This window comes from Janthinobacterium sp. FW305-129 (assembly GCF_020858115.1).
Taxonomy (GTDB): Bacteria; Pseudomonadota; Gammaproteobacteria; order Burkholderiales; family Burkholderiaceae_D; genus Janthinobacterium.
Map to the genome: position 1 here is coordinate 213,686 of NZ_JACYMM010000008.1, position 26,532 is coordinate 240,217.

Consider the following 26,532-nt stretch of genomic DNA (forward strand, 5'->3'; position numbering starts at 1 on the left):
CCGTTATGAGTGGATTTTCAGCCACTTTTTCATGGATTGCGTCCATATTATCATCGAATCCCCTCTTTCTGGAATCAATCCCATGGATACGAATCTTCCCGCGCATGTCCCGGACCAAGCGGCTGCACGGCGTCTGCTGGTGCTGGCCGCCGTTTGCCTGGCGGCCCTGTGCATGCCGCTCAGTTTTACGGGCCCGGCCATCGCCATTCCCGCCATCGCCGCCGAACTGCACGGCAGCCCGCTGGCGCTGGCGTGGATCACGAATGCCTTCATGCTCAGCTTTGGCGGCTGTCTGATGGTGGCCGGCGCGCTGGCCGACCGCTATGGCCGCAAGCGCGTGTTCTTGCTGGGCATGGGCGTGTTTTCCGCCGCCGCACTGGCGCTGGCGGCGGCGCCGTCCATTGCCCTGCTCGACGTGCTGCGCGCCGTCCAGGGCCTGGGCTGCGCCATGGCCCTGTCGAGCGGACTGGCGGCCCTGGCGCAGGAATTCGACGGCCCCGCCCGCGCGCGGGCCTTCAGCCTGATCGGCACGGCCTTCGGCGTGGGCCTGGCCTTCGGCCCCTTCCTGGCCGGCATCTTGATCACGCACACGGGCTGGCGCGCCATTTTTGCATCCACGGCCGTGGCCGGCCTGGCCGCCCTGCTGGCCGCCGCGCGCGCCATGCGCGAAACGCGCGACCCGCAGGCGCAAGACGTCGATTGGCCCGGCGCCCTGACGTTTACAGGCGCCTTGTCCTTGTTTACGTATGGCTTGCTGCAGGCGCCGCACAAAGGCTGGAGCAGCGCGGCCAGCCTGGGCCTGCTCGGCGGCGCGGCCTTGCTGCTGGCCGCGTTCATCCGCGTGGAACGGCGCGCCGCGCGGCCCATGCTGGACTTGACCCTGTTCCGCCTGCCCGCCTTTGCCGGTGTGCAATTGCTGGCGGCCGCGCCCGCGTTTTCCTTTGTCGTGCTGCTGGTATTGTTGCCGGCCCGCTTCATCGGCATCGAAGGCTATAGCGCGCTGGAGGCGGGACGCATGATGATCGCCCTGTCGGCGCCCATGCTGGTGCTGCCAGTCCTGGCCGGCATGGCGGCGCCGCGCATTGCCTCCGCGCACATCTGCGCCAGCGGCCTGCTGCTGGCGGCGGGCGGCCTGCTGTGGCTGTCGACATGCGCGCCGGGCCAGCCGTCCGTCAGCTTGCTGGGTCCGCTGCTGCTGATCGGCTGCGGCATCAGCCTGCCCTGGGGCTTGATGGATGGCCTGGCCATCAGCGTCGTGCCCGTCGAGCGGGCCGGCATGGCGGCCGGCATCTTCAATACGACGCGCGTGGCGGGCGAAGGCCTGGCGCTGGCCATCGTCAGCGCGCTGCTGGGCACGCTCACTGTCGCGGCGCTGGGCGGCGCCGGCATTCCCGGCATCGGCGCGCAACAGGCGGCGCACGCGGGCCCCTTCCTGGCGCTGGGCGAGCTGCGCCATGCGGCCACCCTGTTGCCGCAGGCGGGCGCGGCCGAACTGGCGCACGCGTATGGCGCCGCCTTCCGCCACTTGCTGTATGTGCTGGCCAGCATCACGACGGCGTCGGCCCTGCTGATCCTGGCCTTCTTGCGCCATCCGGCCGTTGCCGCAACGGACACGGCCGCCCTGTCCGCCTGCAAGGCACAGCAATAATTCACGACCATCATTCCGTCTGCCGTACACGGCGGCGCCCATGTGCCGCCGCCCTCCCTGATGTTTCTCCGCAACACCTAAAAAGTTTTCAAAGATAAAACCAGTTTACTCATCAAAGCGCTTTGAACTATACTCAAAGCGCTTTGAAACATAACTAAAGCGCTTTGGCTGTGCGAATTTATGCGCACCGATCCCACACCTATAAAAACACTGGAGACGCAATGAACCAACATTTCTTGAAAACTTTGCCTGCCGCCGTGGCGTTGGCCTTGAGCGCTTCGGCCGCCCAGGCCGCCCTGCCGATCGATTTCGGCGGCTACATCCGCTCGGGCTTCGGCACCAGCAGCGAAGGCGGCAAGGAAGCCTGTTTCGGCCTGGCCGGCGCCTCGTCCAAGTATCGTCTGGGCAATGAGTGCGAAACCTACGGCGAGCTGAAATTCGGCGGCGAAGCCTTCAAGGCAGCCAACGGCACCACCTTCCGCATCAACACCCTGGTGGCGTTTTCCGTCAACCAGAACCAGGACTGGGAGCAATCAGACCCGTCGTGGCGCGAAATGAACGTCGTCGCCGACAAGATCGGCACGGGCGCCTTCGCCGAAGCGCGCGCCTGGGTCGGCAAGCGCTACTACGACCGCCAGGACGTGCACATCACCGATTACTACTTCTGGAACAACAGCGGCCCCGGCGCCGGCCTGGAAAACATCGACCTGGGCGCCGCCAAACTGGCCTACGCCGTCGTGCGCACGGCCGATGACGGCGACAGCAAGCGCATGGGCCTGTCCCACGACTTGCGCTTCTCCGGCATCAAGGTCAACCCGGACGGCGAACTGACGCTGGGCCTGCAATTCAACCAGAAACGCAATGCACAAGGCGCGGCCCCCATCGCCAGCGGCCACTTGCTGACCATCATGCATACGCAAGGCAATCTGCTGGGCGGCTTCAACAAGGTGGCATTGCAGTACGGCAAGGGCAGCGCCGCCAACACGGGCGGCTTCAGCCTGGGCGCCGACAAGGACGACAAGGTCGTGCGCCTGACGGAACAGATCATGATCCAGCCCAAAGGCGCCTGGTCGGGCATGGGCACCTTCGTCTATGAAGACAAGGAATCGGCCGGCGTGAGCAGCAAGTGGACGTCGATCGGCGCGCGTCCCGTGTACCACTTCACGGACAACTACAGCCTGGCCGTGGAACTGGGCCACGACATCGTCAAGCCGGAAGGCGGCGAGAGCCGCAACCTGACCAAGCTGACCATTGCCCCGCAACTGTCGGCCGGCAACAGCTTCTGGTCCCGTCCCGTACTGCGCGCCTTCTACACCTACGCCAAATGGAACAAGGCAGCCCAGTCGGCCGCCGCCGCGGAATCGGCGCTGTCGTCGACTGGCGTGTTCGGTGGCAAGACCAACGGCAGCTCCGTCGGTTTCCAAGTGGAAAGCTGGTGGTAAGCGCGGGACTCTAGGACGTTGGCAAGCGTCCCCGGACGCTTGCCGGTGGCAGCAACACCGCCCGCTTATCCAGGGGCAAGTAATATCCGGATCCACCATTTCGCCGCTGCACGCGATGGCCGGCAGCTTCACTGTAGTGATTCAGCAGTATCCTCTTTTAGCGCGGGCGCCCCTGGGTTTGCCCGCGTATTTTTTTTTGGCGCCGCCGCCGCTTGCCATGACCCTGATCAATCCGGCATTTATCAGATAAACTACCCGTCATCGCACCGCATCGCTCCCGACCCACCCTGGATAGACCCCAACCGCAGCATCCATGAACCTCAAAAATCTCGCCAAAACGCTAGGAATATCCGAAACCACCGTCAGCCGCGCCTTGAATGGCTATCCGGAAGTGAGCGAACGCACGCGCGAACGGGTGCTGGCCGCCGCGCAGGCGGCCGGCTACCGTCCCAATCCCATGGCGCGCAGCCTGGCCGTGGGGCGCACGAACATCGTCGGCATCATCTACCCGCTGATGCCGAACGACCTGGCCGACCCCATGTTCATCGACATCGTCGGCGGCATGTCGGAAGCGCTTGAAGCGCAGCAGATGGACATGATGATCGCGCCCGCCTCGGCCACCAATGAATTCCACACGTATGAACGCATGGTCAAGGGCCGCCGCATCGACGGGCTGATCGTCGGGCGCACGAAGCCGTTCGACGAGCGCATCGCCTACCTGGCCCAGCAGGGCATGCCGTTCGTCGCCCATGGCCGCACGCAGCTGAACCAGCCGCACGCATGGTTCGACTATGACAACGAGGCGGGCATGCGCCTGGCCGTCGAGCGCCTGGCGCAGCTGGGCCACCAGCGCATCGGCCTGATCAGCGCCACGCCGGACCTGAACTTCGTGCGCCAGCGCGTCGAGAGTTTCCAGCACGCCATGCAGGCGGGCGGCCTCGCCGTCGACCCGGACAACCTGGTCGACAACGCGCACGACCGCCGCGCCGGCTACCAGGCCATGCAGCGTCTGCTGGCCCGCTCGCCCCGCCCCACGGCCGTCATCGTCGACAATCACATGTCGGGCGTGGGCGCCGTGCGCGCCCTGCTCGACGCGGGCATCGCCATCGGCCGCGAGATGTCGCTGATCGTCTGGGGCGTGATGGAAGATTCGCTGGCCGGCCACAACGTCACCACCGTCGTCCAGCCCGACCCGCGCGGCGCCGGCGCGAAGATGATCCACATGCTGCTGGCCCTGATGGACGGCACGCCCGTCACCGACCTGCAGGAACTGTGGCCGTGCGAACTGTTGCCGGGCGAGTCGGCGGGCCCCGTGCCGCACTAGCCATTTCCCTACCCCCGGCACCGCCGGCCGCCTGGCCGGCGCTGCCATCTTGTTGTCCTGAATCACCCTCATAAAAAAATCGTATGTCTGGCGCGTGTATCGCTTTACTTTTCAAAGCGCTTTGAACTATACTCATTTCATACCCAAAGCGCTTTGAATTTTAAAATAAGACGTTCGCCTACCAACCAGCAGCGCGCCCTGATAGCCAAGGCTACAGGCAACTTTTAAGAAATCATTCATGCCGACCATCCAGAACAATCTCGCCCACCTGCCCGCCGACTGGTGGCGCAGCGCCGTCATCTACCAGGTCTATCCACGCAGCTTCCTCGACAGCAATGGCGACGGCATCGGCGACTTGCCCGGCATCACCTCCAAGCTCGATTACATCGCCGCCCTGGGCGCCGACATCGTCTGGATCTCGCCCTTCTTCACGTCGCCGATGAAAGACTTCGGCTACGACGTGGCCGACTTCTGCGACGTCGACCCCATGTTTGGTACCTTGGCCGATTTCGACCGCCTGGTGGCGCGCGCCCATGAACTGGGCTTGAAAGTGATGATCGACCAGGTGTTGTCGCACTCGTCCGACGTCCACCCATGGTTCGTGGAAAGCCGTTCCAGCCGCGACAATCCCAAGGCCGACTGGTACGTCTGGGCCGACCAGAAACCGGATGGCACGGCGCCGAATAACTGGCTGTCCGTGTTCGGCGGTTCCGCCTGGCAATGGGAGCCGCGCCGCGGCCAGTACTTCCTGCACGATTTCCTCGCCAGCCAGCCCGACCTGAATTTCCATAACCCGGCCGTGCAGCAGGCGCAGCTGGACAACCTGCGCTTCTGGCTGGAACGCGGCGTCGACGGTTTCCGCTTCGACTCCTGCAACTTCCCCTACCACGACCAGTTGCTGCGCGACAATCCGCCAGCAGCGCAGCGCGACGCCAGCAGCGTGTCGGCCATCAACCCGTATGGCATGCAGGCGCACGTGTACGACAAGACGCAGCCGGAAAACATCGCCTATTTGCAGCGCGTGCGCGCCGTGCTTGACGAATATCAAGCCATTTCCATCGGCGAAGTGGGCGACGACAATGCGCTGGCCACCATGGCCGCCTACACGGGCGCCGACAAGCTGCACATGGCTTACAGTTTCAACTTGCTGACGGCGGAGTTTTCCGCCGCGCACATCCGCACCCAGGTGGAAGAATTCGAAGCGCAAGTGGCCGACGGCTGGGCTTCCTGGTCCGTGGGCAACCACGACAGCGTGCGCGTCATGACGCGCTGGGGCGGCGAGAATCCATCGCCGTCGCTGGCCAAGGTGGTGCTGGCCGTGCAGGCGGCGCTGAAAGGCACGCCGTGCCTGTACCAGGGCGACGAGCTGGCCCTGACGGAAGCGGACATTCCTTTCGAGGCGCTGCAAGATCCCTACGGCATCCCGTTCTGGCCCCAGTTCAAGGGCCGCGACGGCTGCCGCACGCCGATGCCATGGGTATCTGACGCGCCGCATGGCGGCTTCAGTTCGGCAAAACCCTGGCTGCCCGTGCCGCCGGAGCACCTGGCGCGCGCCGTTGACGTGGAAGAAAACGATGCCGCTTCCCCATTGCAGTTTGCGCAGAACATCCTCGCCTGGCGCCGCACCCAGCCGCAATTGTTGCGCGGCGATATAGTCTTCTTCGATGCGCCGGAACCCGTGCTGGCCCTGCGCCGCGACTTGCCGGGCCAACCGTCCGTGCTGGCCGCCTTCAACCTGGGCACGCAAGCGGTCACCTTCGCCTGGCCTGACGCGGCACCAGCGAGCGATCTGGCCGGTCACGGCTTGCCAGGTAGCAAAGATGGCCAGCAGATCAGCCTGCCACCGCATGGCGGCTGGTTCGGCACGCACGCTTAAACAGTACCCTTTGGCGGCCATGCCGCCAATTACAATAACGAGCCCCGCGCATCAGCGGGGACGGATTGACACAGTGAGGACGACATGGCAGGACTGAAATTAGCAGGGCTGAAGAAGGCATATGGCGACGTGCAAACCCTGCACGGCATCGACCTGGAGATCGCCGATGGCGAATTCATGGTCTTCGTGGGCCCGTCGGGTTGTGGCAAGTCAACCTTGCTGCGCAGCATCTGCGGCCTGGAAGAAATCAGCGGCGGCGACTTATTCATCGGCAAGACGCGCATGAACGACGTGCCGCCCGCCAAACGCGGTATCGCCATGGTGTTCCAGAGCTACGCCCTGTACCCGCACATGAGCGTGGCGCAAAACATGGCGTTCGGCCTGAAACTGGCCGGCATGAGCAAGGTACAAATTGCCGACGCCGTGCAGCGCGCCGCGCAAATCCTGCGCATCGAACCTTTGCTCGAACGCAAACCGAAAGACTTGTCGGGCGGCCAGCGCCAGCGCGTGGCCATCGGCCGCGCCATCGTGCGCAAGCCCGACGTTTTCCTGTTCGACGAACCGCTGTCGAATCTGGACGCCTCGCTGCGCGTGCAGATGCGCATCGAACTGGCGAATCTGCACCGCGAATTGCGCTCGACCATGATCTACGTCACGCATGACCAGGTCGAAGCGATGACTCTGGCCGACCGCATCGTCGTGCTCAACGCGGGCCGCATCGAACAGGTGGGCGCGCCGCTGGAGCTGTACCACCATCCCGCCAACCTGTTCGTGGCCGGCTTCCTCGGTTCGCCCCGCATGAACTTCCTCAAAGGCAAGATCCACAGCTACGTCGACGGCGTGGCCACCATCGCCACGAATGCGGGCGGCATGCTGCAGGCGGCGTTGACGCAGCCGCTGGCCAGCGGCACCCCCGTCACCATCGGCGCGCGCCCGGAGCACGTGCAGGCATGCGCGCCCGGCGCCACTGCCGCCATCACGGCTACCGTGCAGGCGGTGGAAAAACTGGGCGACATCAGCTATCTGTATGTGCACGTGCCTGGCGGCGACGAGCCGCTGGTGGTGCGCGCCGATGCCGATACGGATTGGGCGATTGGCCAGTCCGTGGCGCTGCAGGTGGCGCCCGCCCGCGTCCACGTGTTCGACGAGCACGGCCAGACCCGTACCTGATCTATCCGCTTTAGGGGCCAGGCGCTACAGGCGCCGCCTGGCCTGGTTGCATCGTTTCAGCCTTGATACTCAACATAAACTTAGCATAAAAAAAGATACTGGAGATTGACATGTCCTTCACGCACCCGAAACGCAGCTTCATCAAAACCACGCTGATCGCCGCCGCCCTGGCCGGCATCGGCAACCTGGCCGCCGTCAGCATGGCGCACGCGGCCGAAGCAGGCACCCTCTTGATCTGGATCAATGGCGACAAAGGCTACAAGGGCCTGGCCAAGGTCGGCGAGGAATTTACCAAGAAGACGGGCATCAAGGTCGTCGTCGAGCACCCGGAAGATGCGCCGAACAAATTCCAGCAGGCGGCCGCCGCCGGCAAGGGCCCGGACATCTGGATCTGGCCGCATGACCGCATCGGCGGCTGGATCGACGCCGGCTTGCTGCAGCCAGTGACGCCAAGCAAGGAAGCGCGCGCCGCCATCCTGCCGCTGGCGTGGAACGCCTTCACGGTGGGCGGCAAGACCTGGGGCTACCCGATCTCCATCGAAGCCGTCGCCCTCGTCTACAACAAGGACCTGGTGCCGACGCCGCCAAAAACCTTCGAAGAAATCGCCGCGCTGGACAAGAAACTCTCGGGCCAGGGCAAGAAAGCCATCCTGTGGGATTACACGAATACCTATTTCACGTGGCCACTGCTGGGCGCGGGCGGCGGCTTCCCGTTTGAAGTCAAGGCCGATGGCCGCTACGACGCGGCGAAAACCGGCGTGAACAATGCCGGTTCGCAGGCGGGCGTGAATGCACTGATGACCCTGATCAACAGCGGCGCCATGCCGAAGGGCGCCGGCTATGCCGAGATGGAAGCGGGCTTCAACCAGGGCAAGATCGCCATGATGATCAACGGCCCATGGTCGTGGGACAATGCGCGCAAATCGAAGATCAATTACGGCGTGGCAACGATTCCTACCGTGGCCGGCAAGACGGCCACCCCGTTCGTGGGCGTGCTGGGCGCGATGATTTCGAAAGCCAGCCCAAACAAGGACCTGGCGACGGAATTCCTGGAAAACCAGATGCTGCAGCTCAATGGCCTGAAAACCATCAACGCCGACGTCCCGCTGGGCACGCCAGCTAATAAAGTGCTGTTCGCGGAATTGAAAGCCAATCCGAACATTCAGGCGACGATGGAAAGCGCACAAGCGGGCCGCCCGATGCCGAACAACCCGGAAATGGGCCGCTTCTGGTCGTCGATGCAATCGGCGCTGGAAAACATCACCCAAGGCCGCCAGAGCACCAAGGATGGCCTGGATGCGGCGGCGAAGCGGATTACGACCGCCAATTAAGCCATCTTTTGATTGAGCGTAGGTCGGATTAGCGTGTAGCGCGTAATCCGACATGTGCCGCCAACAATGTTGTCGGATTACGGCCCTTTGGGCCTGATCCGACCTACGTATCATTACAGGTATCCCATCGTGCGCAAGTTTATAGGCCCTACGGTATTGACCATCAGCATGGCGCTGGGTCTGTATCTGCTCTTCATGTTGTACATTTCCGGCCAGACCATGCTGGCCGCCGTTTTCCTCGGCTTGCTGACCCTGACGACGTTTGTCTTCACGTCGCCGCGCGCCTATGCCTACCGTTATCTGTTTCCCGGCATCACGGCGGTGATCGTCTTCGTGCTGCTGCCGATGGTGTACACGGTGTCGATCGGCTTTACCAATTTCAGTTCGCGCAACCTGCTCACCTACGACAGGGCCACGCAATACCTGCTCGACGAGACGCAGCGCGTGGAAAGCGCCGGCTATGCCATGACCGTGCATGCCGACAACAAGGAATACCGTTTGCGCCTGGAAAGCCCGGACACGGGCGAAGTGCTGTTGACGCCGCCGCTGGCCCTGAAGCGCGCCGTGCCCCTGAACGTGGACGTGGCGCCGGCCGACCCCGTGCAAGCGCCCGTGCTGGCCCCGCCGCTGCCCATCAAGGACATCATCGCCCTGCAAAAAGATTTGAAGCTGCTCACCCTCGTGCTGCCGAACAAGATCGAGCTGCGCATGGTGGGCTTGCGCGAATTCGGCCCCGTCGCGCATGTCTACAAGCAACTCCCCGACAAGACCCTGAAGAAAGTCGCCACGGGCGAACTCGTGACACCGAACTTCAAGACGGGCTTTTATGAAATGCCGGATGGCACCAAGCTGGAACCGGGCTTCAAGGTCAACGTGGGCTTCGCCAACTTCGTGAAAATCTTCTCCGACGAAGCGTTCCGCGGCCCCTTCCTGCGCATTTTTGTGTGGACCATCGTTTTCGCGCTGATCAGCGTGGCCACCACGACGGGCCTGGGCATGGTGCTGGCCGTGCTCTTGAACTGGGATGCGCTGCGCTTCCGCGGCCTGTACCGCACCCTGCTGTTCCTGCCGTACGCTGTGCCCGGTTTCATTTCCATCCTGGTCTTCAAGGGCTTGTTCAACAACAACTTCGGCGAAATCAACCTCGTGCTCGACGCCCTGTTCGGCATCAAGCCCGCCTGGTTCTCGGACACCACCCTGGCCAAGGCCATGATCCTGATCGTCAACACCTGGCTCGGCTACCCTTACATGATGGTCGTGTGCATGGGCCTGATCAAGGCGATTCCGTCGGACCTGTACGAAGCGTCGGCCCTGGCCGGCGCGGGACCGCTGACGAATTTCTTCAAGATAACGTTACCCCTGATCATCAAGCCGCTGACGCCGTTGATGGTGGCCAGCCTGGGTTTCAATTTTAATAACTTCGTGCTGATCAGCTTGCTGACGGGCGGGCGTCCCGATTTCCTCGACACGACCTTACCGGCCGGTACGACGGACTTGCTCGTGTCCTACACCTACCGCATCGCGTTCGAGGATTCCGGCCAGAACTTTGGCCTGGCCGCCGCCATCTCGACCCTGATCTTCTTCCTCGTGGCCGCGATTTCGCTGGTCAACATGCGCCTGACGCGCATGAACAAAGCATAAAGGACAGCATATGGCTATCGTTGTCGACCGTTCCAACCGCTGGCGCATCCTGGCGGCCCACGTCGCCGTGATCGCGCTGATCGCACTGGTGATGTTCCCCTTCCTGATGATCCTGTCGATTTCTTTGCGCCCAGGCAACTTCGCCTCGGGCAGCTTGATACCGCCCGAGATCAGCTTCGAGCACTGGCGATTGGCGCTGGGCATGTCCTACCAGGCGCCCAACGGCGCCCTCGTCGAGCCGGACTTCCCCGTGCTGCTGTGGCTATGGAATTCCATCAAGGTGGCCAGCATGAGCGCCACCGTCACCGTGCTGCTGTCGACCACCTGCGCATATGCGTTCGCGCGCATGCAATTCCGCTTCAAGTCGCAGACGCTGTCGGCGCTGATGCTGCTGCAGATGTTCCCCGCCGTGCTGGCCCTGGTGGCCATCTACGCCATCTTCGACGTGCTGGGCAACTACGTGCCGTGGCTGGGCATCGACCACCACGGCAGCCTGGTGCTGGCCTACACGGGCGGCATCGCCCTGCATATCTGGACCATCAAGGGCTACTATCAAACCATCCCCATCGAGATCGAGGAAGCGGCCAAGGTCGACGGCGCCACGCAGTGGCAAGCCTTCGTCTACGTGCTGCTGCCGATGACGGTGCCCATTTTGATGGTGGTATTCCTGCTGTCGTTCATCGGCGCCATCATCGAATACCCGATCGCGTCCGTGCTGCTGCATGAACAGAACAACCTGACCCTGGCCGTCGGCTCGAAACTGTTCCTGTACGAGCAAAAATACCTGTGGGGCGACTTCGCCGCGGCGGCCATTTTGTCCGGCTTGCCCATCACGGCCGTGTTCCTGCTGGCGCAAAAATGGATGATCTCCGGCCTGACGGCTGGCGGCGTGAAGGGCTGACCATGCGACGCTCCCTGACTGCGCTGGCTGCCCTGTTACTCAGCGCTTCGGCGCAGGCAGGCAGCGTCAGCTTCGCCGACAACCCCATCGTCTACTTTGCCGTGACGGACCGTTTCGCCAACGGCAATCCCGGCAACGACCACAGTTACGGCCGCGCCGCCGACCCGCAAGGCGGCGACGTGGGCAGCTTCCACGGCGGCGACATCGCCGGCATCACGCAACAGCTGAAAGCCGGCTATTTCAAGGACCTGGGCGTCAACGCCCTGTGGATCACGGCGCCGTATGAACAGATCCACGGCTGGGTGGTGGGCGGCAAGCAGCAATTCCAGCACTACGCCTATCACGGCTACTGGGCGCTCGACTACACGACCATGGACGCCAACATGGGCACGCGCGAAGAACTGCGCGAGATGATCGCCACGGCGCACGCGCAAGGCATCCGCGTGCTGTTTGACGTGGTGCTGAACCACCCGGGCTACGCGGACTTGCGCACCCTGGCCGAATACAAGGTGCCCGTGCTATGGCCCGGCCACGAAAAAGCCACCCTGCGCGACTATCATAGCTTCATCGACTATAACAACTTTGATTTCGCACAATGGTGGGGCCCGGACTGGGTGCGCGCCGGCTTGCCCGGCTACCCCGATGGCGGCCAGGACGACTACACGATGCAGCTGGCCTACCTGCCCGACTTCCGCACGGAAAGCGCCAAGGCCGTGGGCTTGCCGCCGATTTTGCAGCGCAAGATGGATACGCGTGCCGTCGCCCTGCCCGGCACCACGGTGCGCGGCTACCTGGTGCACTGGCTGGCCGACTGGGTGCGCGAATTCGGCGTCGACGGTTTCAGGGCCGACACCGTCAAGCACGTGGAACCAAACAGCTGGCTGGCCCTGCGCGCGGCGGCCACGGAGGCATTACAAGACTGGAAAACGCGCCATCCCGAACAGAAGATCGATGACGCGCCGTTCTGGATGACGGGTGAAGCGTGGGGCCACGGCCCCGAGCGCAGCAGCTGGCATGATGCGGGCTTCGACTCGATGATCAATTTCGATTTCCAGGCCCGCGCCGGCGGCGGCTGGAGCAGCATCGATGGCGTGTACCGCCAGTACGCGGGCCTGCTGGGCAAGCGTATTGGCAATGCGCCCCGCTACGACATCCTGTCGTACATCTCCTCGCACGACACCAGCCTGTTCCCGCGCGATCAATTGAAACATGGCTTGTCCGCCCTGCTGCTGGCGCCCGGCGGCGTGCAGCTGTTCTATGGCGATGAAAGCGCGCGCCAGCCTGGCGCGGCGCCCGTCGGCGACGAACAGCAGGCCACCCGCTCCGACATGAACTGGGGCTCGCTCGATGCGGCGACGCTGGCGCATGCGCGCAAGCTGGGCCAGTTCCGGCTGCGCCACCCTGCCCTGGCGCGCGGCGAGCATCGCCTGATCGACGAAAAACCGTACGCGTTCGCCCGCGTGACGCAGGACGACGCCGTCATCGCCGTGCCCGAAGCGCAAGGCGCGCTCTCACTGAAGGTACACGGTGTCTTTGCCGATGGCACCCTGCTGCGCGACGCCTATACGCAGCAAACCTACACCGTAAAAAACAGCGCCGTCGCGGTGAACGCGGCCGGCACCGTCCTGTTAGAAAAGGCTGCACCATGAGTACCTATGACATATTAGTGGTCGGCGGCGCCGGCATCGACACCATCGTGCGCGTCCCCGACCTGCAACTGCCCGTCGCCGATTCGCTGCACGTGCCCCCCATCCGCGACTACGTGGCGCATACGGGCAACGGCGTGGCGCTCGGTTGCCACGCGCTGGGCTTGCGCTGCAAATTCATCGACTTCATCGGCGACGATGCGCAAGGCGCGGCCATCCTGCAGCGCTACAAGGAAGCCAGGCTCGATTTTTCGCATCTCGTCGAGCCCTCGGGCACGCGGCGCAGCGTCAACCTGGTCGACCCGCAGGGGCGCAGGATGTCGCTGTACGACGGCCGCCATCCGGAAGACCTGCGCATGCCGGCCGCATTTTACCTTCCCTACCTGGGGCCGGCGCGCCATGCGCACTTTTCCATCATGGGCTGGGTGGCCGAACTGTTTGACGATGCGCAAGCGTGCGGCACCACGGTGTCGACCGATCTGCACGACTGGGATGGCGTCAACCCGCACCACAAGGTCTTTGCGCTGCGCGCCGACCTGGTGTTTCTCAGCACGGCGGCGCTGGGCGAGCGTCGGGACGACGTCATGCGCGCGATAATCGCGGAAGGCCGCGCGCAAGCCGTCATCGCCATGGCCGGCGCGCACGGCGCCTACCTGCTGGAACGGGGCAGCGCGTCCGTGCGCCACACTCCGACGGCGGGATTGAAGCTGCCCGTGGTGGACACGAATGGCGCGGGCGATTCCTTCGTGGCGGCCTTTTTGCATGCCTGGCTCGATGGCGCGGGCATCGACGCCGCCATGCGCCGCGGCGCCATCGGCGGCGCATTCGCCTGCGCCCAGCATGGCACGCATGAACGGTTTATCGGCCAGGAAGAGCTGCATGACTTATATCAAGACAGCACTAGCTTATGACTTAATATTCTATCAAGCGTAGCATCGAGCTAACGGGCGCATGGCACAATGGCTGCGAATTTCAAACGCTTCACCATCGCAGACCGAGAACCGGAGACCACATGAGAATCGAAACCCTGGCCGTGCACGCCGGCTACACCCCCGACCCGACCACCAAGGCCGCCGCCGTCCCCATCTACCAGACGGTGGCCTACGCCTTCGACAATGCCCAGCATGGCGCCGACCTGTTCGACCTGAAAGTGGCCGGGAATATCTACACGCGCATCATGAACCCGACGCAAGACGTGCTGGAAAAGCGCGTCGCGGCGCTGGAAGGCGGCGTGGCCGCGCTGGCCGTGGCGTCGGGCATGGCGGCGATCACCTACGCGATCCAGACGATTGCGGAAGCGGGCGACAATTTCATCTCCGCCAGCCAGCTGTATGGCGGCACTTACAACCTGTTTGCCCACACCCTGCCGCAGATCGGCATCGAAGTGCGCTTCGCCGATGCGCGCCAGCCCGAGACCTTCGCCGCGCTGATCGATGCGCGCACCAAGGCCATCTTCTGCGAATCGATCGGCAACCCGCTGGGCAATGTGACGGACGTAGCGAAACTGGCCGAAATCGCGCACGCGCACGGCATCCCGCTGATCGTCGATAACACGGTACCGAGCCCCTATCTGTTCCGCCCCATCGAGCATGGCGCCGACATCGTCGTCCATTCGCTGACCAAATACCTGGGCGGCCACGGCACCACCGTGGGCGGCGCCATCGTCGACAGCGGCAAATTTCCGTGGGCGGAGCACAAGGAGCGCTTCAAGCGCCTGAACGAGCCGGACGTGTCATATCACGGCGTCGTCTACACGGAAGCGTTCGGCCCCGCCGCCTTCATCGGCCGCGCCCGCGTCGTCCCGCTGCGCAACATGGGCGCGGCCATTTCTCCGCTCTCCGCCTTCCAGCTGATCCAGGGCATCGAGACCCTGGCCCTGCGCATGGACCGCATCTGCGACAACACCCTGGCCCTGGCCAGACACCTGAAGCAGCATCCGAAAGTCGCGTGGGTCAATTACGCGGGCCTGGAAGACCACCCGGACCACGCGCTGGTGAAAAAATACATGAACGGCCGCGCCTCGGGCATTCTATCGTTCGGCCTGAAGCTGGCTGCCGGTGAAGATCCGCGCGCGGCCGGCGCCCGCGTGCTCGATGCCCTGCAGCTGTTCACGCGCCTGGTCAACATCGGCGACGCCAAGTCGCTGGCCACCCACCCGGCCTCCACCACGCACCGCCAGCTCAATCCGGAAGAACTGGCCAAGGCGGGCGTGTCCGAAGACATGCTGCGCCTGTCCGTGGGCATCGAGCATATCGACGACTTGCGCGAAGACCTGGAACAGGCCTTGAACGCGGCCTGAATCAAGCTGAAATCAGGCTGAAATCAGCCTGCAAGCCTGTCCCGGCACATGCATGCCACCCCTGCCGGGACAGGCGCGGCCCTGGTGCCTGCATCTTTTCTGCGAGCTGCAGCCTCCTGCTGAGCGCCTTGCACACGCCGCGCAGCATGCGGTGATTCCATCCCGACATGCCATCTCTCCTTCAAGCGATATCCGGTTAGACCACGTTCGTGGCAAAAAACACCCGTCAAGCGACATGTGCCGCCCTGATTTTTTTTGCGCCTGGGAGGACCCGGTGTGTCTGGTGCCCGGCAAGCCAGGCGAGGAATTCATTCATACCGAAAAATATTGCCTAAATATATATATTGTTTTCGTTGTTTATAAGCAACATTATGCAAAACGCAGCCAGTCCGAAGTTGTATAGTTAACTAAGCCTTATGGAAAAGACTATCTAAAGTCCATCCATGAGCTTCTCGGCAAAAACCAAGCAACAATAATTTCAGTAACGGATCGTTCAATGATACCGGTGGCTTGAATTTTGTTGTTTATTAAATGCAATCAACTATTTATCAAGGCTCGGAGAATATGATTTTTCAAGAAAAAAAGAGCGTTCATGCGGTTAAAATCGCGTTGAGCGTCATGGCAGGAACCATTCTCATCGCCAGTCAAGTGCAAGCGCAGCAAGCCGACGTCGCCAACGATAAGATTCAGCGCGTCGTCGTCACGGGTTCGAATATTTCGCGCGTCGACATGGAAGGCCCGACCCCAATCGAGGTCGTCAAGCGCGCCGACATCGCCAAGTCCGGTGCCTCCACCGTGATCGAATTGTTAAGCAAACTGCCATCGATCTCCGTCGCCCTCGACGGCAACAGTAGTTCCACCTTCGCCTCCGGTGCCTCGTCGGCCGCCTTGCGTGGCCTCGACTCCAAGTACACGCTGATTTTGCTGAATGGCCGCCGCCTGGCCAACTACGGCTTTGCGATCGGCGCGGAGAATTCCTTCGTTGACTTGAACAGCCTGCCTTTGTCGGCCATCGAGTCGGTAGAAATCCTGCGCGATGGCGCTTCGGCTATTTATGGCTCCGACGCCGTCGCTGGCGTAATCAACTTCAAGACCCGCACCAACTACCAGGGCGTAGAGGGTACTGCAAACATCGGCGCCAACCAGCAGGGCGACGGCGAGACCGGCAACGTCAGCCTGACCTCAGGTTGGGGCGATCTGGAGAAGGATGGGCGCAACCTGCTGTTGACGCTGGACTTGTACCGCCGCAATCCGCTGGTGTCGAACAAGCATTCGAACCTGGCGGCGAACGATTTCCGCAAGTTCGGCGGCTCCGACAAGCGCAGGACCAACGAGTACATGGGCTGGATCCGCAACCAGAGCAGTGGCGACAAGGGTTATGTGATCCCAGGTTGCCAGGGTACGGTGGGTGTCTCCAGCACCGGAGACAATGTCTGCTTCACCAATCCGGCTTCGAACCTGACGCCGAAGCAGGAGCGCGCCGGTATTTCTTCCATTTTCACGCAGCGCCTCAACAGCACCGATGAATTGTTCCTGGAAGCCGCCTACACCCAGAACTCGTCGACCTTTATCGGTGGCTCCCCCAACTTTAGCAGCGCCAACTACCGGACGGCCGGCTCGACCAACCCCGGTCTGGCGACGCTGCCGGACGGCAGCGATGGCACCGTGAACGGCTTCATGCCCGGCGATCAGGTGCAGGTTTTCCGCAACGTCTACGAGGCCGGCAAGCGGACCTCGAAGGTCACCAGCAAAACCACGCGCGTGGTCGGCGGCTGGCGCGGTACGCTGGGCAAATGGGATAGCGAAGGTGCAATCAGCCTGAACCAGAACAAGCTGAGCGACGATGCCGACAAGCAATCGTTGCTGGACAAGTCGACGGCGGCCTTGCAAGCCGGCTTGCTGGGCAAAGCGGGTGGCTACGATCCCTTTGTCTTGAATAATCCGGAAAGCGCCTACTTGCCTTTCCTGACAACAACTTCGCACCGCTCAACCTCCAAGCTGAGCAGCGCCGAATGGAAGATGAGCACGCCTGAATTGTTCACGCTGGGCGGCGAACCAGTTGGCTTCGCCTGGGGCCTGCAGGGCAGCCACGAGTCGATCGACGACGTCGCCGATCCACAGATGAAAGCGGGCAACATCGTCAACTTTGGCGCAACCAGCAGCAAGGCCAGCCGCACGGTGTATTCCATATACGGCGAGTTGAACGTACCAATCGCCAAGCAGGTTGAAATGCAATTGGCGCTGCGCGGCGACCATTACAGCGATTTCGGCAATTCCTATAACCCGAAAGTGGCGCTCGCATGGCGTCCGAACCAGCAAGTGATGTTGCGCGGTTCGGCCACGACCTCGTTCAAGGCACCGACCCTGCCGGAGGTCGCCTCGACCACCACCGGCTACGCCACCGTGGCCGACTGGGCGCGTTGCGGACCGCTGGGTTACACGGGCGTGCAATGCTCCTACGGTCCCAAGGTTTACCTGTCCGGCAATCCTGACCTGAAGGCGGAAAAGGCGAAGAACTTCTCCTTGGGTATCGTCTTGCAGCCGATCAAGGACCTGTCGGCATCGCTGGATTGGTATAGCGTGCGTCAAAAGGACACGATCCAGACCCTGGATGCGCAATACGTGCTCGATCATGAAGACACGATTCCCGGCTTCGCGGAACTGATCGGCCGCGATCCGCGCAATCCCGTGCTGGAAGCGAATAATCCCGGTTTGAACAAAGGCCGTATCAAGGACATGAAACTGCCTTTCCAAAACGTTGGCAAAACAAATGTCGCAGGCCTGGATCTGGATGTGAAGTACTCATTCAAAGTGGGTGATTACGGCACCGTGAAACTGCGCGAGTCCAATAGCTACAATTTGAAGTATGAGCAAAGCATCGCGCCGGGCGCCGAGCCGACCGACCGCCTGGACGGCACTTACCATCCAAAATGGTCGAACACACTGCGTATCGGCTTCGAGCGCGATGACAAGGAAGTGGCTCTGACCGCCCGTACGTACTCCAGCACGAAGAATATTGACGATCCGACGAAACTGCAGGACGCTGCCATTACCAACAAGCGTATTGGCTCGTACACGGCGTGGGACATGAATATCCACTTCAAGCCCGTCAAAGACCTGGATGTGAGTTTCGGCGTCAACAATATGTTAGACAAAGGTACCGTGTACTCGAACAGTGCGTATGTCGATACCTACGTCAATGCGATGAACGATATCGTCGGCCGCTATATTTACTTGAACGCACGCTACAAGTTTAAATAATCGCCGATTTCAAGTGGCAGTCTCCGGACTGCCACCGCTGACAATCCTCGCCTGCGAGCAAATGCCGTTCAGTTCACACTGGACGGCATTTTTTTTGCCGGCGACCCGGCCAGTCTCCTGCATGCATCGTCATGCCGTCGGCCATAGCGGGTGCCGCGTTTACGCCACCAGCACCTTCGCCACCTGCCTGACCCTGTCGTCCACAGCACCAGATACATCGATAAAAGCGATCCCCCGCCGCGCCAGCTCGGCCTGGTACCACGCATGCTGGCGCGCGCGGAACTCCCCGTCGCGGCGCGTGCCGTCCTGGATGAAGGGGAAATCGGGGGCGCACAGCAACACCAGGTCATAGCGGTGTTCGGCCAGCTGCGCCAGTTCCTGCTCGGCCCTGCCGAACATCTCGACGCAGTAAAAATACGTGGTCATGGGCGAGGTATCGCAAAACAGCCAGCGCCGCGCGGCCATGGCCGCCTGCGCTTCGCGGCGCAGCTGTTCCCGGCCGATCCTGAGCAGATCGTCATAGCGCAAGATGCCATCCTGGCTTTCCCACAGTTCGCGGCCATATTCGGCCACCCAGCTGGTATCGAAATGCGCCGCCAGCGCTTGCGCCAGGGTCGTCTTGCCGCTCGATTCGCCGCCCAGCACGCACACACGCGTCACAAAATCGGCGCGCACGACGGGCGACAAAAAGGCGCCGTGCGCCTGCGGATCTTGCCGCACGAGGGTGCCGGACACGGGCACCAGGGACCTCGCCTGGTCCACGCTCACGTGCGCCACCGCGCCCACCGCATAATGCCGTTCCAGCACGCGCGCAAAGCCAGGGCCGTAGTCTTCGCTGGTGAAGACGGCGTCGACGGGCAAGCCCAGCACCGTCCAGCACAGCCAGCCCATGAAGTGGCGGTGCAGTTCGCCATCGTCGTCGTTGTGCGGCAAAAGGCGTGCTGGCACGCCGCGCGCCGCGCACAGGGCGGCCAGCCGTGCATCGTCGAGCACCACGATATGCGCCTGCGGAAACCGCGCGCGCAGCCAGGCTTCCCGGCGCGCCGGTTCCAGGCCTGGAAATTCGGGCCTGGTGTAGCTGACCACCAGCAGTTCCTCGCACCCGTCCGTGGCGCGCTGTATCAATAGTTCATGGCCCAGGTGCAGCGGACAGAATTTTCCCACTACCAGGCCCCGCTTGTATCTGCTCATACTGCCGCTTCCCGTAAATCCGAGGTGTATTGAATGATCTTGTCTTCCGCCAGCAAGGTCTCGACCGCGATGTCGCCGAAAAAAGGCGCCAGCAAGGCGCGCGCCCTGTCAGCCTGCGGCATGGCGCCCGGCGCCAGGCGCAGCGCGACGGCGCCGTCGCCATGCTGGTGCACGCCGAACAGGGCGATGGCCAGCGGTTTCAGGGCGTGCGTGATGTCGATATTATTGATCCATGCGCCCTTGAGCGTCCTGTAGCGCAGGGGGCTGCGTCCCGCCAGGCCCACCAGCACGGGACCGTCTGGTCCATGCGCCAGCGAAGCGTAGTCGCCGGTGCGGTAGCGCACGAGGGGCAGGCAAAAATTGAAACCGCCCGTCACGGTGATCTCGCCACGGACTCCATCAGGCACGGGACGGCCATCCGCGTCGAGGATTTCCACGTACAGCCGGTGCTGCAGCAGCACGTGGCCGCCGGCCCGCTCGTCGTACACGGCCACAGGCCCCACTTCATTGAGCGAATAGATGTCGAGCACGGGACAGCCGAAAGCCGCTTCCAGGCGCGCGCGCATGCCGGGCAACAGCATCATCGAGACGGACAGCAGCGCGGCCGGCTTGTGCGTCATGGGCAAGGTCAGCAGCTCGGCGAACGAGATGGGGTCGCCCGCGATCAGCTCGGGCGCCATGGCGTCCAGGTAGCGCGCACGGTCTTCAGGCTGGCGCCAGTCGTCCGGGTGCAGGTTGATCTTCGCCAGACCCGATTCGTTCATCGTCGGCGTGACGGAGACATAGGTGAAGCAGCGGCGCTGGTGCCCCAGCAGCATCACACCCACCTGGCCCGCGCCATGGCGCAGGGTGACGCCGAAGCGGCGCAGCGCGCGCTTGTGGAAGGCCAGGTAGCGCCCCGCCACCAGCGGGTGCGAAGCGATCAGCAAGGGGTGGCCCGTGGTGCCCGTCGTCTGGAAATTGATCATGCGCGCCAAATCCGCATCATCGGGCACGAAGGCGGCGATATCGTGCGCCAGTTCGGCGCGGCTGATGGGCGCCACGTCCGCAAGGCGCGCAGGGGGCGAGCCGCAGGCGCGGTAATGCGGCACCGTGGCGTAGGCCGTCCTGAGAAAATCCGCCAGCCAGGGCGGCGGCGCATCGGCGCTCCAGCCGATCGCCGCGTCCATCACTTCGCGTTCATATGCGCGCAGGGCGCCGACTTCCGCCGCCTGCAGCTTGTTGCCGCTGCGGTTGCGGTACCGGGGCGCGCAAGGATGGCTGCGCAGCTTGTCCAGCATGCGCGCACCCGCCGGCGTCAGGGTGGGACAATAGTCGCGGTCCGATTCCCAGGCGCCGCCCGGCAGATTGACGTCAGGTTTGCCAGCGAGCGTCATTCGCGCGACCACTTGTCGGCCGATTCCTCGGCCGCCTTCTTCGCCAGCGCCTCGCGGATTTCCCGCGCGCGCTGCTCGGCCAGCCGGCTCGCTTCAAGCAGGCGGCGGCGCTCCGTGCCGCTGATGGCGGACAATCTGTCCGTCGCCTGCGCCACGCTTTCGTCGCGGGGCCGAAAGCCCAGGCGCGCCAGCACGATGCGCGCCAGTTCCTCGCGCCGCTCCGGGTCTTGCGTGAACTGGTGCGCCGGCGTACTGGCAGCCAGTTCGCGCGCCGCCTCGCCCAGTACCTGCAGCAGATCATGCTGCGGCAACTGCTGGCTGATGAACCACTCGTCGGCCAGCAGCCAGCTCAGGATCATGGCCAGCGCCAGGCGGTTGCGGTCGGCCTTGACCTGCGCGCCGATAAAACCCTGCAGTGACGTGGCCGGCGCGCGCGCGCCATGCAGCAGCAAAATGTCGTTGACCAGCGCGGCAACCGCCACGGCCTGCGCGTTGGCGACGCCGGCGATGCGAGGCTCGGCGAGGAATTCGGCGGGCGTGTCGGCCAGGCGGTGGGTCAGAGTTTCGAGGTGGGGTCCGGGGGTCTGCATGTCATGGTTGTATATAGTGGCGCCGGCTGAACGCCCGCGCAAAGTCCAGCAAGTCCTCGTAGCGCTCGACGGCGTGGATATCCCAACCCTGCTCGCGGCGCGCGCGTTTCAAATCGTCATAGGTCTGCTGCAGCCACTTGTGGCTCGCTGCGCCTTCCCAGTCGCGCTCCAGGTTCAGGGCCATGGTGCCGCCCGCGCCGCCCTGGGCCAGCGCTTTCGCCGAGATATCCCAGCCGCTGTTGCCCAGTTCATCCTTGTCGAACATGGTGGTGATGCCATCGTCGGAAATCATCAGGATGTGCGCGGGCCGTTCGCGCTTGCCCGCATAGGTCTTGCGCAGACAATGGATGGGGAAACAGGTGCCGCCGCCAAAAAATTCCGTCAGCACGCCCAGGATCAGGTCTTCGTCGCGCACGAAACCGGGCGTCTGCATCACCTCCTTCTTGCCGCTCCACAGGGTCACCTGCACTTTCGCGCCGGCGCGCAGGGCCGACAGGGCGATGACGGCGCCGGCCAGGGTCAGGAACGAGGTGTGCGCCTGCGGATTCGGCATGGAGCCGGAACTGTCCACATACATGTCCAGGTCGACGGGCACCGCGTCGATGGCGCGCGCCGGTTCGCGGCCGTACACGCGGCGCACGGTCGTCACGCCCGGCACGGGGCGCGGCGACTGCATCACGGACTGCAGCCAGTCGATGTCTTCCAGCGGGTCGCCGATTTCCCACGGCTCCAGTCCCTCCATCTGCGGCTCCTGCGACTCGGGCGCGGGGCGGCTGGGAAACGCCACCAGATGCGGCAAGGCCCGCTCGCGGTAGTAGCGGATGGCGATTTCATGGTCGCTCAGATCGATGCCCGAGGCCTTCAAAATGTCGCCCAGCTCGAACGGTTCGCGCAACTGGCCGCCGCTGGGCCTGGCCAGCGCCTCGGTCGCAGGTTCGGCGGCAGGCTCCTCGCCATCGAGGCCGGAAATGCGCTTGTCGTGCACGGGATGGATGGCGCCGCCCTCCTCGTCATCCTCGATCTGCTGCGCGCCATACGTCTGGCAGCCCCGGGCCGCGTCGCGCGTGTCCTGCAGATAGCGGCTCGGGCCCAGGGCATCCGTATCGTCGACCAGGTAGGGCAGCAGCAAGGTGGCGAAGCGGCCCGCCGCCAGCATCCAGTCGTTCGCATACACGCGTATCAGGCGCGCGCCCAGCCAGGCATCCGTGTCCAGGCGTTCGTCGGCCTCGTTCTCAGCCCCTGCTCCGCCCAGCTCTCCCTTTTCCAGCTGCCACAGGTTTTCATAGATGCGCATGTACAAAGTCCACACGCCGCCGCTTTTGGCGTCCGCTTGCACCTCGCGTCCCTGCTGCAGCTTGCGGTAGATGTCGGCCATGCGCAGATTCGCCTGGCGCTGCAAGCGGTCGTTGATGAACAGGTCCGTGTACAGATTGGCCACCATGGGCGCGTGCTGCTCCAGGGTGGGCAAGGCGCGGCGCATGCGCGCCAGCAAACGGAACTGGTCGCCGGCGCTGCCCGGCGCGAGGATATGGTGGCCGATTTCATGCGCGAGGATTTCCAGCGCATAGTCGTCCAGTCCCAGCTCCGTCACCAGCGGCAGATCCACCACCACGCTCTGGTCCAGCAAACGGATCATGGCGAAGCTGCCGGACAAGCCCTGCTTGCTGGCCTCGACGCGGCTGGCGCACAGGCTGGGGTCGCGCAGGCGCGTAAATTTGCTCCATACGGCCAGGGCCTCGGGCCAGGCGGCGCGCCAGGCCTCGATCAGCGCGGTGTCGGCATCGTTCTTCATGCGAGCGGCAGCAGGCGAATCGCATGCGTCCAGGGCGAGGTGACGGCCAGCGTGCTCGCATTGGCGGCAAGGGCGATGTCGCCGGCCGGCACATCGAGTTCGATGCGGCGCGCGCCAATCTGCACGCTGGCGCCATCCACGCGCACGGACGCCGGCATGCCCGTTTGCGCCTGCTCAAACTCCTGCGCCGTGGCGCCATGCAGCACGGCGCCATAGGCGTCGGCCACCAGCAGGTAATGGCGCTCGGCGCTGCGCACGACAAATCCATCCGGCGTGGCGCGCACCTGCGGCGGCGTGCCGAAAGCGCCGCCCAGGCCTGTGAAGCTGCCGAACTCCCTGCCCTCCGTATTGCCGCGCCACGGATTGCCCAGCAACTGCGCATGCACCTGCGGCCATTGCGCACCGGGTTCATCGAAGGCGGCCAGCGCCAAGGCGGGCGGCAAGGTATCGGCGGCAGCCAGCGCGCCCAGGCGGAAATGCGCGACGCCCGCGCGCCAGGCCAGCACCTGGCCCACTGCGCGCAGCTGCGCCAGCGTGGCGATCTGCGGCGCCAGGGCGGCCAGCTCGCGCTGCCACTGCGCGGGACGCGCGCCCGCCACGGAGGCGATGTGGACGGCGGCGTTGCTGAGCATACCCAGCACCTCGACGGGGGCCGTCGCCAGCAGCGGCGCAAACTGCGGCGCCAGCTCGCGCCAGACGGTGTTCAGGAACGGGTTTTTTGCGGCCGGACCGGCCAGGCCGTGGCCCACCAGTTCCAATGCCATATCATAGGCGGCCAGGGTCGCGCCGCCCACGCGCTCAGGCGCGGCGGCGGCCACGGCGACCACCAGCGGATCGACGCCGTCGCGCAAAAAGGCGCCGAAGGCGGCCATGTCGAGCGCGGGAAAGCGCCGGCGCGCTTCCAGTGCGCGCGCATTGAACTGGGCGCGGCCGCTGGCAAGGATCGAAGCAAAGGCAGGAGAGATCATCGAGGCCCGTCAGTCGCTGTGCGAAAAGTGCAGCAGATAGCGCTCGCCATCACGCTCGAACGCGATCTCGTCCCAGTGGATCGCGTACCAGAAACCGGCGGGCGGTGTCATCGTCACGGCGTACGGCGAAAAACCGCCCAGCGCCTCGTCGAGCGACTCTGTGAACGCGGCCACCAGCTGCGCGCGGAAGCGGCCGGCCGGCGCCGCCTGCATGTGCCGCGACGAGAAAAACCAGCGCTGGCACACCTGTTCCAGCTGCGCACGTGCGCACGGCGCCGCCTTGATATGCCACAAGGCCGCCGGCAAGTCGCGTGCGGGTGCTATGACGTTCAAGGCATAATCCTCGACGCGCAAGCCCAGCGCCGTGGCAAGGTCCGGCGCATCGGGCAGGCGTGATAATTCGTAGCTGGCGCACAGGTCGCTGGCTTCACCATTCAGTAGCACCAGCGCTTCCAGGAAGCCTTGACAGTGCAGGACGCTCATTGCGAACGCAGCCAGCTGCGGTAATTGGTATAGCGCTGATGCAGGTATTTGAGCTTGAGCAAATCGTCGTACAGGGGGCCGTACAGCTTGCGCCCTTTCGTACGTTCGCCGATCAGCTTTTCGATGCGGTTCAGGCGCGCCAGGGTTTCGCGCTCGCTGACGCCGTCGAGGCCCAGGTCGAATTCGGCCGACAGCGCGCCCACGGGATCGTCGCGGTCCAGGTCCAGGCGGTTGAATTCATCGTTGGACAGGTCGAACAGGCGGCGCAGCCAGCCCAGCCTGTCGCTGCGGTAGGCGGCGTTTTCCGGCAGCGCGAAAAACGGCGCGTCCGGGTCCGGCTGCAGCTTGTTGTGCAGGACGAAGGGCAGTACCTGGCGCAAGTCTTCCAGCGCCACCTCGCCATTGCCGCGAAAATATGCCATGGCCTTGGCGTAGATCATGAGCGCCATCAGGGTGCGCACGGAGATGCCGTTCAAGGTCTGGCAACCGAGATCCTTCAAACGGTCGCGCCCATTGTCGGCCGCCTGCGCGGCGCCACGGTCGGCGCCGGCCAGGCGGGCCGTATCCTTGGTCATGTACTCGAACTGGCCACCGGCCGTCTCGAACAGCTCGAACTGGCTGGCAAAGAATTCCAGGCGGCGGCGCACGGCGTCGGGTATGCCCACTTGGCGGATCGCCTCGCCGATCTGGTCGACCTCCCCTTCCGTGAAGATGATATCGGGCGGCACCAGCTCTTCGGGGCGCACGTTTTCTTCCACGCGCAGCAGCAGTTCATTCAGGAAGCGCGGATTGAAGGCCAGCGCCTGCACCGTCACGTCGACCCGGTCGCGCAGCGCCTCGATCACCTGGTAGGTCCCGCCGCCCTGGTCGTCGTTGGCCGTCAGATACCAGGCCGCTTCCGGGCATTCATAGATATGGTTCAGCACTTCCGCGTAATTGTCGCCCATGACGGTGAGCAGCGCGCTTTGCGTGCGCGTGGGGATGCGGTTGTATTCATCGACGATCTTCACGCGCATGCCCAGCCAGGCGCGCCAGGCGATGCGGATATCGTCCATGCTTTGCGCGTTGACCAGGTCCGCCGGCAGCGGATTGCCCAGCAAATCGGCCACCGTCATCTGCGGGTGGCCGTGCTGCATGGCGCGTTTCACCTCCTTGACGGTGGAACCGGCGAGCACGCCCATCAGCAAGGCGCTGGCCGTCTTGCCCCGCCCCGGCCCGCCGACGAACAGGCATTTTCGGCGCGTGGCAAACGTCAGCAGCGGCAGCAAAATAAAACTGGAATAGCTTTGTGCCGACGGCAAATTCAATGTACGGCGGCTGTCGCCCACGGAGTAGGTCTGCGACGGGCCGTCGTTGTACTCGATGTCGTAGTGGGGGCTGATGATGGCGTGGTTGACGATCCAGAAATACGCCTGGCGCAGCTTTTCATCGAAAGGCCGCGCTTGCGCCTCGCCTTCCGCTCCCAGCGCGATGGGGCCCTGGTACAGGTCCGCCACGTCGAACTGCCGCGCAACGGGCGCGGACTTGGGCTTGGTGGGGGCTTGTGAAAGACGCTGGAACAAGTTAAAGGCTGACATAATGTACAGGCAACGT

General features: G+C 63.8%; 19 protein-coding genes. 12 read left to right on the forward strand and 7 right to left on the reverse strand.

Annotated features, from left to right (window positions below; translation table 11 throughout):
- Positions 1-82 precede the first annotated feature (82 nt).
- From IGS61_RS17890 to IGS61_RS17945, 12 genes are all read left to right on the forward strand, one after another.
- Positions 83-1,648 carry an MFS transporter gene (locus tag IGS61_RS17890; RefSeq protein WP_230540910.1) on the forward strand — a complete coding sequence of 522 codons (1,566 nt, stop codon included), beginning with the start codon at positions 83-85 and terminating at the stop codon, positions 1,646-1,648.
- Between the two features lie 221 nt (positions 1,649-1,869).
- A complete protein-coding gene (locus tag IGS61_RS17895; protein WP_230540911.1) occupies positions 1,870-3,090 on the forward strand; it encodes a maltoporin in 1,221 nt (406 codons plus the stop codon).
- A 313-nt stretch (positions 3,091-3,403) separates the two neighbouring features.
- Positions 3,404-4,414 carry a substrate-binding domain-containing protein gene (locus IGS61_RS17900; RefSeq protein ID WP_230540912.1) on the forward strand — a complete coding sequence of 337 codons (1,011 nt, stop codon included), beginning with the start codon at positions 3,404-3,406 and terminating at the stop codon, positions 4,412-4,414.
- A 238-nt stretch (positions 4,415-4,652) separates the two neighbouring features.
- Complete coding sequence (locus IGS61_RS17905; RefSeq protein WP_230540913.1) at positions 4,653-6,290, forward strand: alpha-amylase family glycosyl hydrolase; 1,638 nt, start codon at positions 4,653-4,655, stop codon at positions 6,288-6,290.
- An 84-nt stretch (positions 6,291-6,374) separates the two neighbouring features.
- Positions 6,375-7,460 (forward strand): ABC transporter ATP-binding protein, encoded by a 1,086-nt coding sequence (locus IGS61_RS17910; protein ID WP_230540914.1) that lies wholly within the window; start codon positions 6,375-6,377, stop codon positions 7,458-7,460.
- Positions 7,461-7,570: 110 nt separating this feature from the next.
- Positions 7,571-8,791 carry a maltose/maltodextrin ABC transporter substrate-binding protein MalE gene (gene malE / locus IGS61_RS17915; RefSeq protein WP_230540915.1) on the forward strand — a complete coding sequence of 407 codons (1,221 nt, stop codon included), beginning with the start codon at positions 7,571-7,573 and terminating at the stop codon, positions 8,789-8,791.
- Between the two features lie 129 nt (positions 8,792-8,920).
- Positions 8,921-10,432, forward strand: a complete 1,512-nt coding sequence (gene malF / locus IGS61_RS17920; protein ID WP_230540916.1) for a maltose ABC transporter permease MalF — start codon at positions 8,921-8,923, stop codon at positions 10,430-10,432.
- Between the two features lie 10 nt (positions 10,433-10,442).
- Positions 10,443-11,333, forward strand: a complete 891-nt coding sequence (malG, locus tag IGS61_RS17925; RefSeq protein WP_230540917.1) for a maltose ABC transporter permease MalG — start codon at positions 10,443-10,445, stop codon at positions 11,331-11,333.
- 2 nt (positions 11,334-11,335) lie between these two features.
- The gene (locus IGS61_RS17930; RefSeq protein ID WP_230540918.1) at positions 11,336-12,982 is read left to right on the forward strand and encodes an alpha-amylase family glycosyl hydrolase; all 1,647 of its coding nucleotides are present in this window, start codon (positions 11,336-11,338) and stop codon (positions 12,980-12,982) included.
- Positions 12,979-13,890 (forward strand): carbohydrate kinase family protein, encoded by a 912-nt coding sequence (locus tag IGS61_RS17935; RefSeq protein WP_230540919.1) that lies wholly within the window; start codon positions 12,979-12,981, stop codon positions 13,888-13,890. The genes IGS61_RS17930 and IGS61_RS17935 overlap by 4 nt, the downstream gene beginning before the upstream one ends.
- 101 nt (positions 13,891-13,991) lie before the next feature.
- The gene (locus IGS61_RS17940; protein WP_070259189.1) at positions 13,992-15,278 is read left to right on the forward strand and encodes an O-acetylhomoserine aminocarboxypropyltransferase/cysteine synthase family protein; all 1,287 of its coding nucleotides are present in this window, start codon (positions 13,992-13,994) and stop codon (positions 15,276-15,278) included.
- 564 nt (positions 15,279-15,842) lie between these two features.
- Positions 15,843-18,539, forward strand: coding sequence for a TonB-dependent receptor (locus tag IGS61_RS17945; RefSeq protein ID WP_230540920.1), 2,697 nt, complete (start codon positions 15,843-15,845; stop codon positions 18,537-18,539).
- Between the two features lie 159 nt (positions 18,540-18,698).
- On the opposite strand, the gene IGS61_RS17950 is transcribed toward IGS61_RS17945, so the two are convergent.
- From IGS61_RS17950 to IGS61_RS17980, 7 genes are read right to left on the reverse strand one after another with little or no spacing between them, the layout of a single operon-like run.
- Entirely contained in the window at positions 18,699-19,730 is a 1,032-nt protein-coding gene (locus IGS61_RS17950) for an AAA family ATPase (protein ID WP_230540921.1), read from the reverse strand.
- Positions 19,727-21,106 (reverse strand): AMP-binding protein, encoded by a 1,380-nt coding sequence (locus tag IGS61_RS17955; protein ID WP_230540922.1) that lies wholly within the window; start codon positions 21,104-21,106, stop codon positions 19,727-19,729. Before IGS61_RS17955 ends, IGS61_RS17950 begins: the two co-directional genes overlap by 4 nt.
- Positions 21,103-21,696, reverse strand: a complete 594-nt coding sequence (locus IGS61_RS17960) for a hypothetical protein (RefSeq protein ID WP_230540923.1) — start codon at positions 21,694-21,696, stop codon at positions 21,103-21,105. The genes IGS61_RS17955 and IGS61_RS17960 overlap by 4 nt, the downstream gene beginning before the upstream one ends.
- Before the next feature lies 1 nt (position 21,697).
- Positions 21,698-23,488, reverse strand: a complete 1,791-nt coding sequence (locus IGS61_RS17965; protein WP_230540924.1) for a VWA domain-containing protein — start codon at positions 23,486-23,488, stop codon at positions 21,698-21,700.
- On the reverse strand, positions 23,485-24,456 hold the full coding sequence (locus IGS61_RS17970; protein WP_230540925.1) for a hypothetical protein: 972 nt from the start codon (positions 24,454-24,456) through the stop codon (positions 23,485-23,487). Before IGS61_RS17970 ends, IGS61_RS17965 begins: the two co-directional genes overlap by 4 nt.
- 9 nt (positions 24,457-24,465) lie before the next feature.
- On the reverse strand, positions 24,466-24,939 hold the full coding sequence (locus IGS61_RS17975; protein WP_230540926.1) for a hypothetical protein: 474 nt from the start codon (positions 24,937-24,939) through the stop codon (positions 24,466-24,468).
- Complete coding sequence (locus IGS61_RS17980) at positions 24,936-26,516, reverse strand: AAA family ATPase (RefSeq protein ID WP_230540927.1); 1,581 nt, start codon at positions 26,514-26,516, stop codon at positions 24,936-24,938. The genes IGS61_RS17975 and IGS61_RS17980 overlap by 4 nt, the downstream gene beginning before the upstream one ends.
- Between the last annotated feature and the right edge of the window lie 16 nt (positions 26,517-26,532).

Coding starts and splice junctions, on each gene's coding strand:
- IGS61_RS17940 (WP_070259189.1), top strand. CDS start 13,992: ATGAGAATCGAAACCCTGGCCGTGCACGCCGGCTACACCCCCGACCCG.
- IGS61_RS17970 (WP_230540925.1), bottom strand. CDS start 24,456: ATGATCTCTCCTGCCTTTGCTTCGATCCTTGCCAGCGGCCGCGCCCAG.
- malE (WP_230540915.1), top strand. CDS start 7,571: ATGTCCTTCACGCACCCGAAACGCAGCTTCATCAAAACCACGCTGATC.
- IGS61_RS17950 (WP_230540921.1), bottom strand. CDS start 19,730: ATGAGCAGATACAAGCGGGGCCTGGTAGTGGGAAAATTCTGTCCGCTG.
- IGS61_RS17905 (WP_230540913.1), top strand. CDS start 4,653: ATGCCGACCATCCAGAACAATCTCGCCCACCTGCCCGCCGACTGGTGG.
- IGS61_RS17935 (WP_230540919.1), top strand. CDS start 12,979: ATGAGTACCTATGACATATTAGTGGTCGGCGGCGCCGGCATCGACACC.
- IGS61_RS17895 (WP_230540911.1), top strand. CDS start 1,870: ATGAACCAACATTTCTTGAAAACTTTGCCTGCCGCCGTGGCGTTGGCC.
- IGS61_RS17980 (WP_230540927.1), bottom strand. CDS start 26,516: ATGTCAGCCTTTAACTTGTTCCAGCGTCTTTCACAAGCCCCCACCAAG.
- IGS61_RS17960 (WP_230540923.1), bottom strand. CDS start 21,696: ATGCAGACCCCCGGACCCCACCTCGAAACTCTGACCCACCGCCTGGCC.
- IGS61_RS17930 (WP_230540918.1), top strand. CDS start 11,336: ATGCGACGCTCCCTGACTGCGCTGGCTGCCCTGTTACTCAGCGCTTCG.
- IGS61_RS17955 (WP_230540922.1), bottom strand. CDS start 21,106: ATGACGCTCGCTGGCAAACCTGACGTCAATCTGCCGGGCGGCGCCTGG.
- IGS61_RS17975 (WP_230540926.1), bottom strand. CDS start 24,939: ATGAGCGTCCTGCACTGTCAAGGCTTCCTGGAAGCGCTGGTGCTACTG.
- IGS61_RS17910 (WP_230540914.1), top strand. CDS start 6,375: ATGGCAGGACTGAAATTAGCAGGGCTGAAGAAGGCATATGGCGACGTG.
- IGS61_RS17945 (WP_230540920.1), top strand. CDS start 15,843: ATGATTTTTCAAGAAAAAAAGAGCGTTCATGCGGTTAAAATCGCGTTG.
- IGS61_RS17965 (WP_230540924.1), bottom strand. CDS start 23,488: ATGAAGAACGATGCCGACACCGCGCTGATCGAGGCCTGGCGCGCCGCC.
- IGS61_RS17900 (WP_230540912.1), top strand. CDS start 3,404: ATGAACCTCAAAAATCTCGCCAAAACGCTAGGAATATCCGAAACCACC.
- IGS61_RS17890 (WP_230540910.1), top strand. CDS start 83: ATGGATACGAATCTTCCCGCGCATGTCCCGGACCAAGCGGCTGCACGG.
- malG (WP_230540917.1), top strand. CDS start 10,443: ATGGCTATCGTTGTCGACCGTTCCAACCGCTGGCGCATCCTGGCGGCC.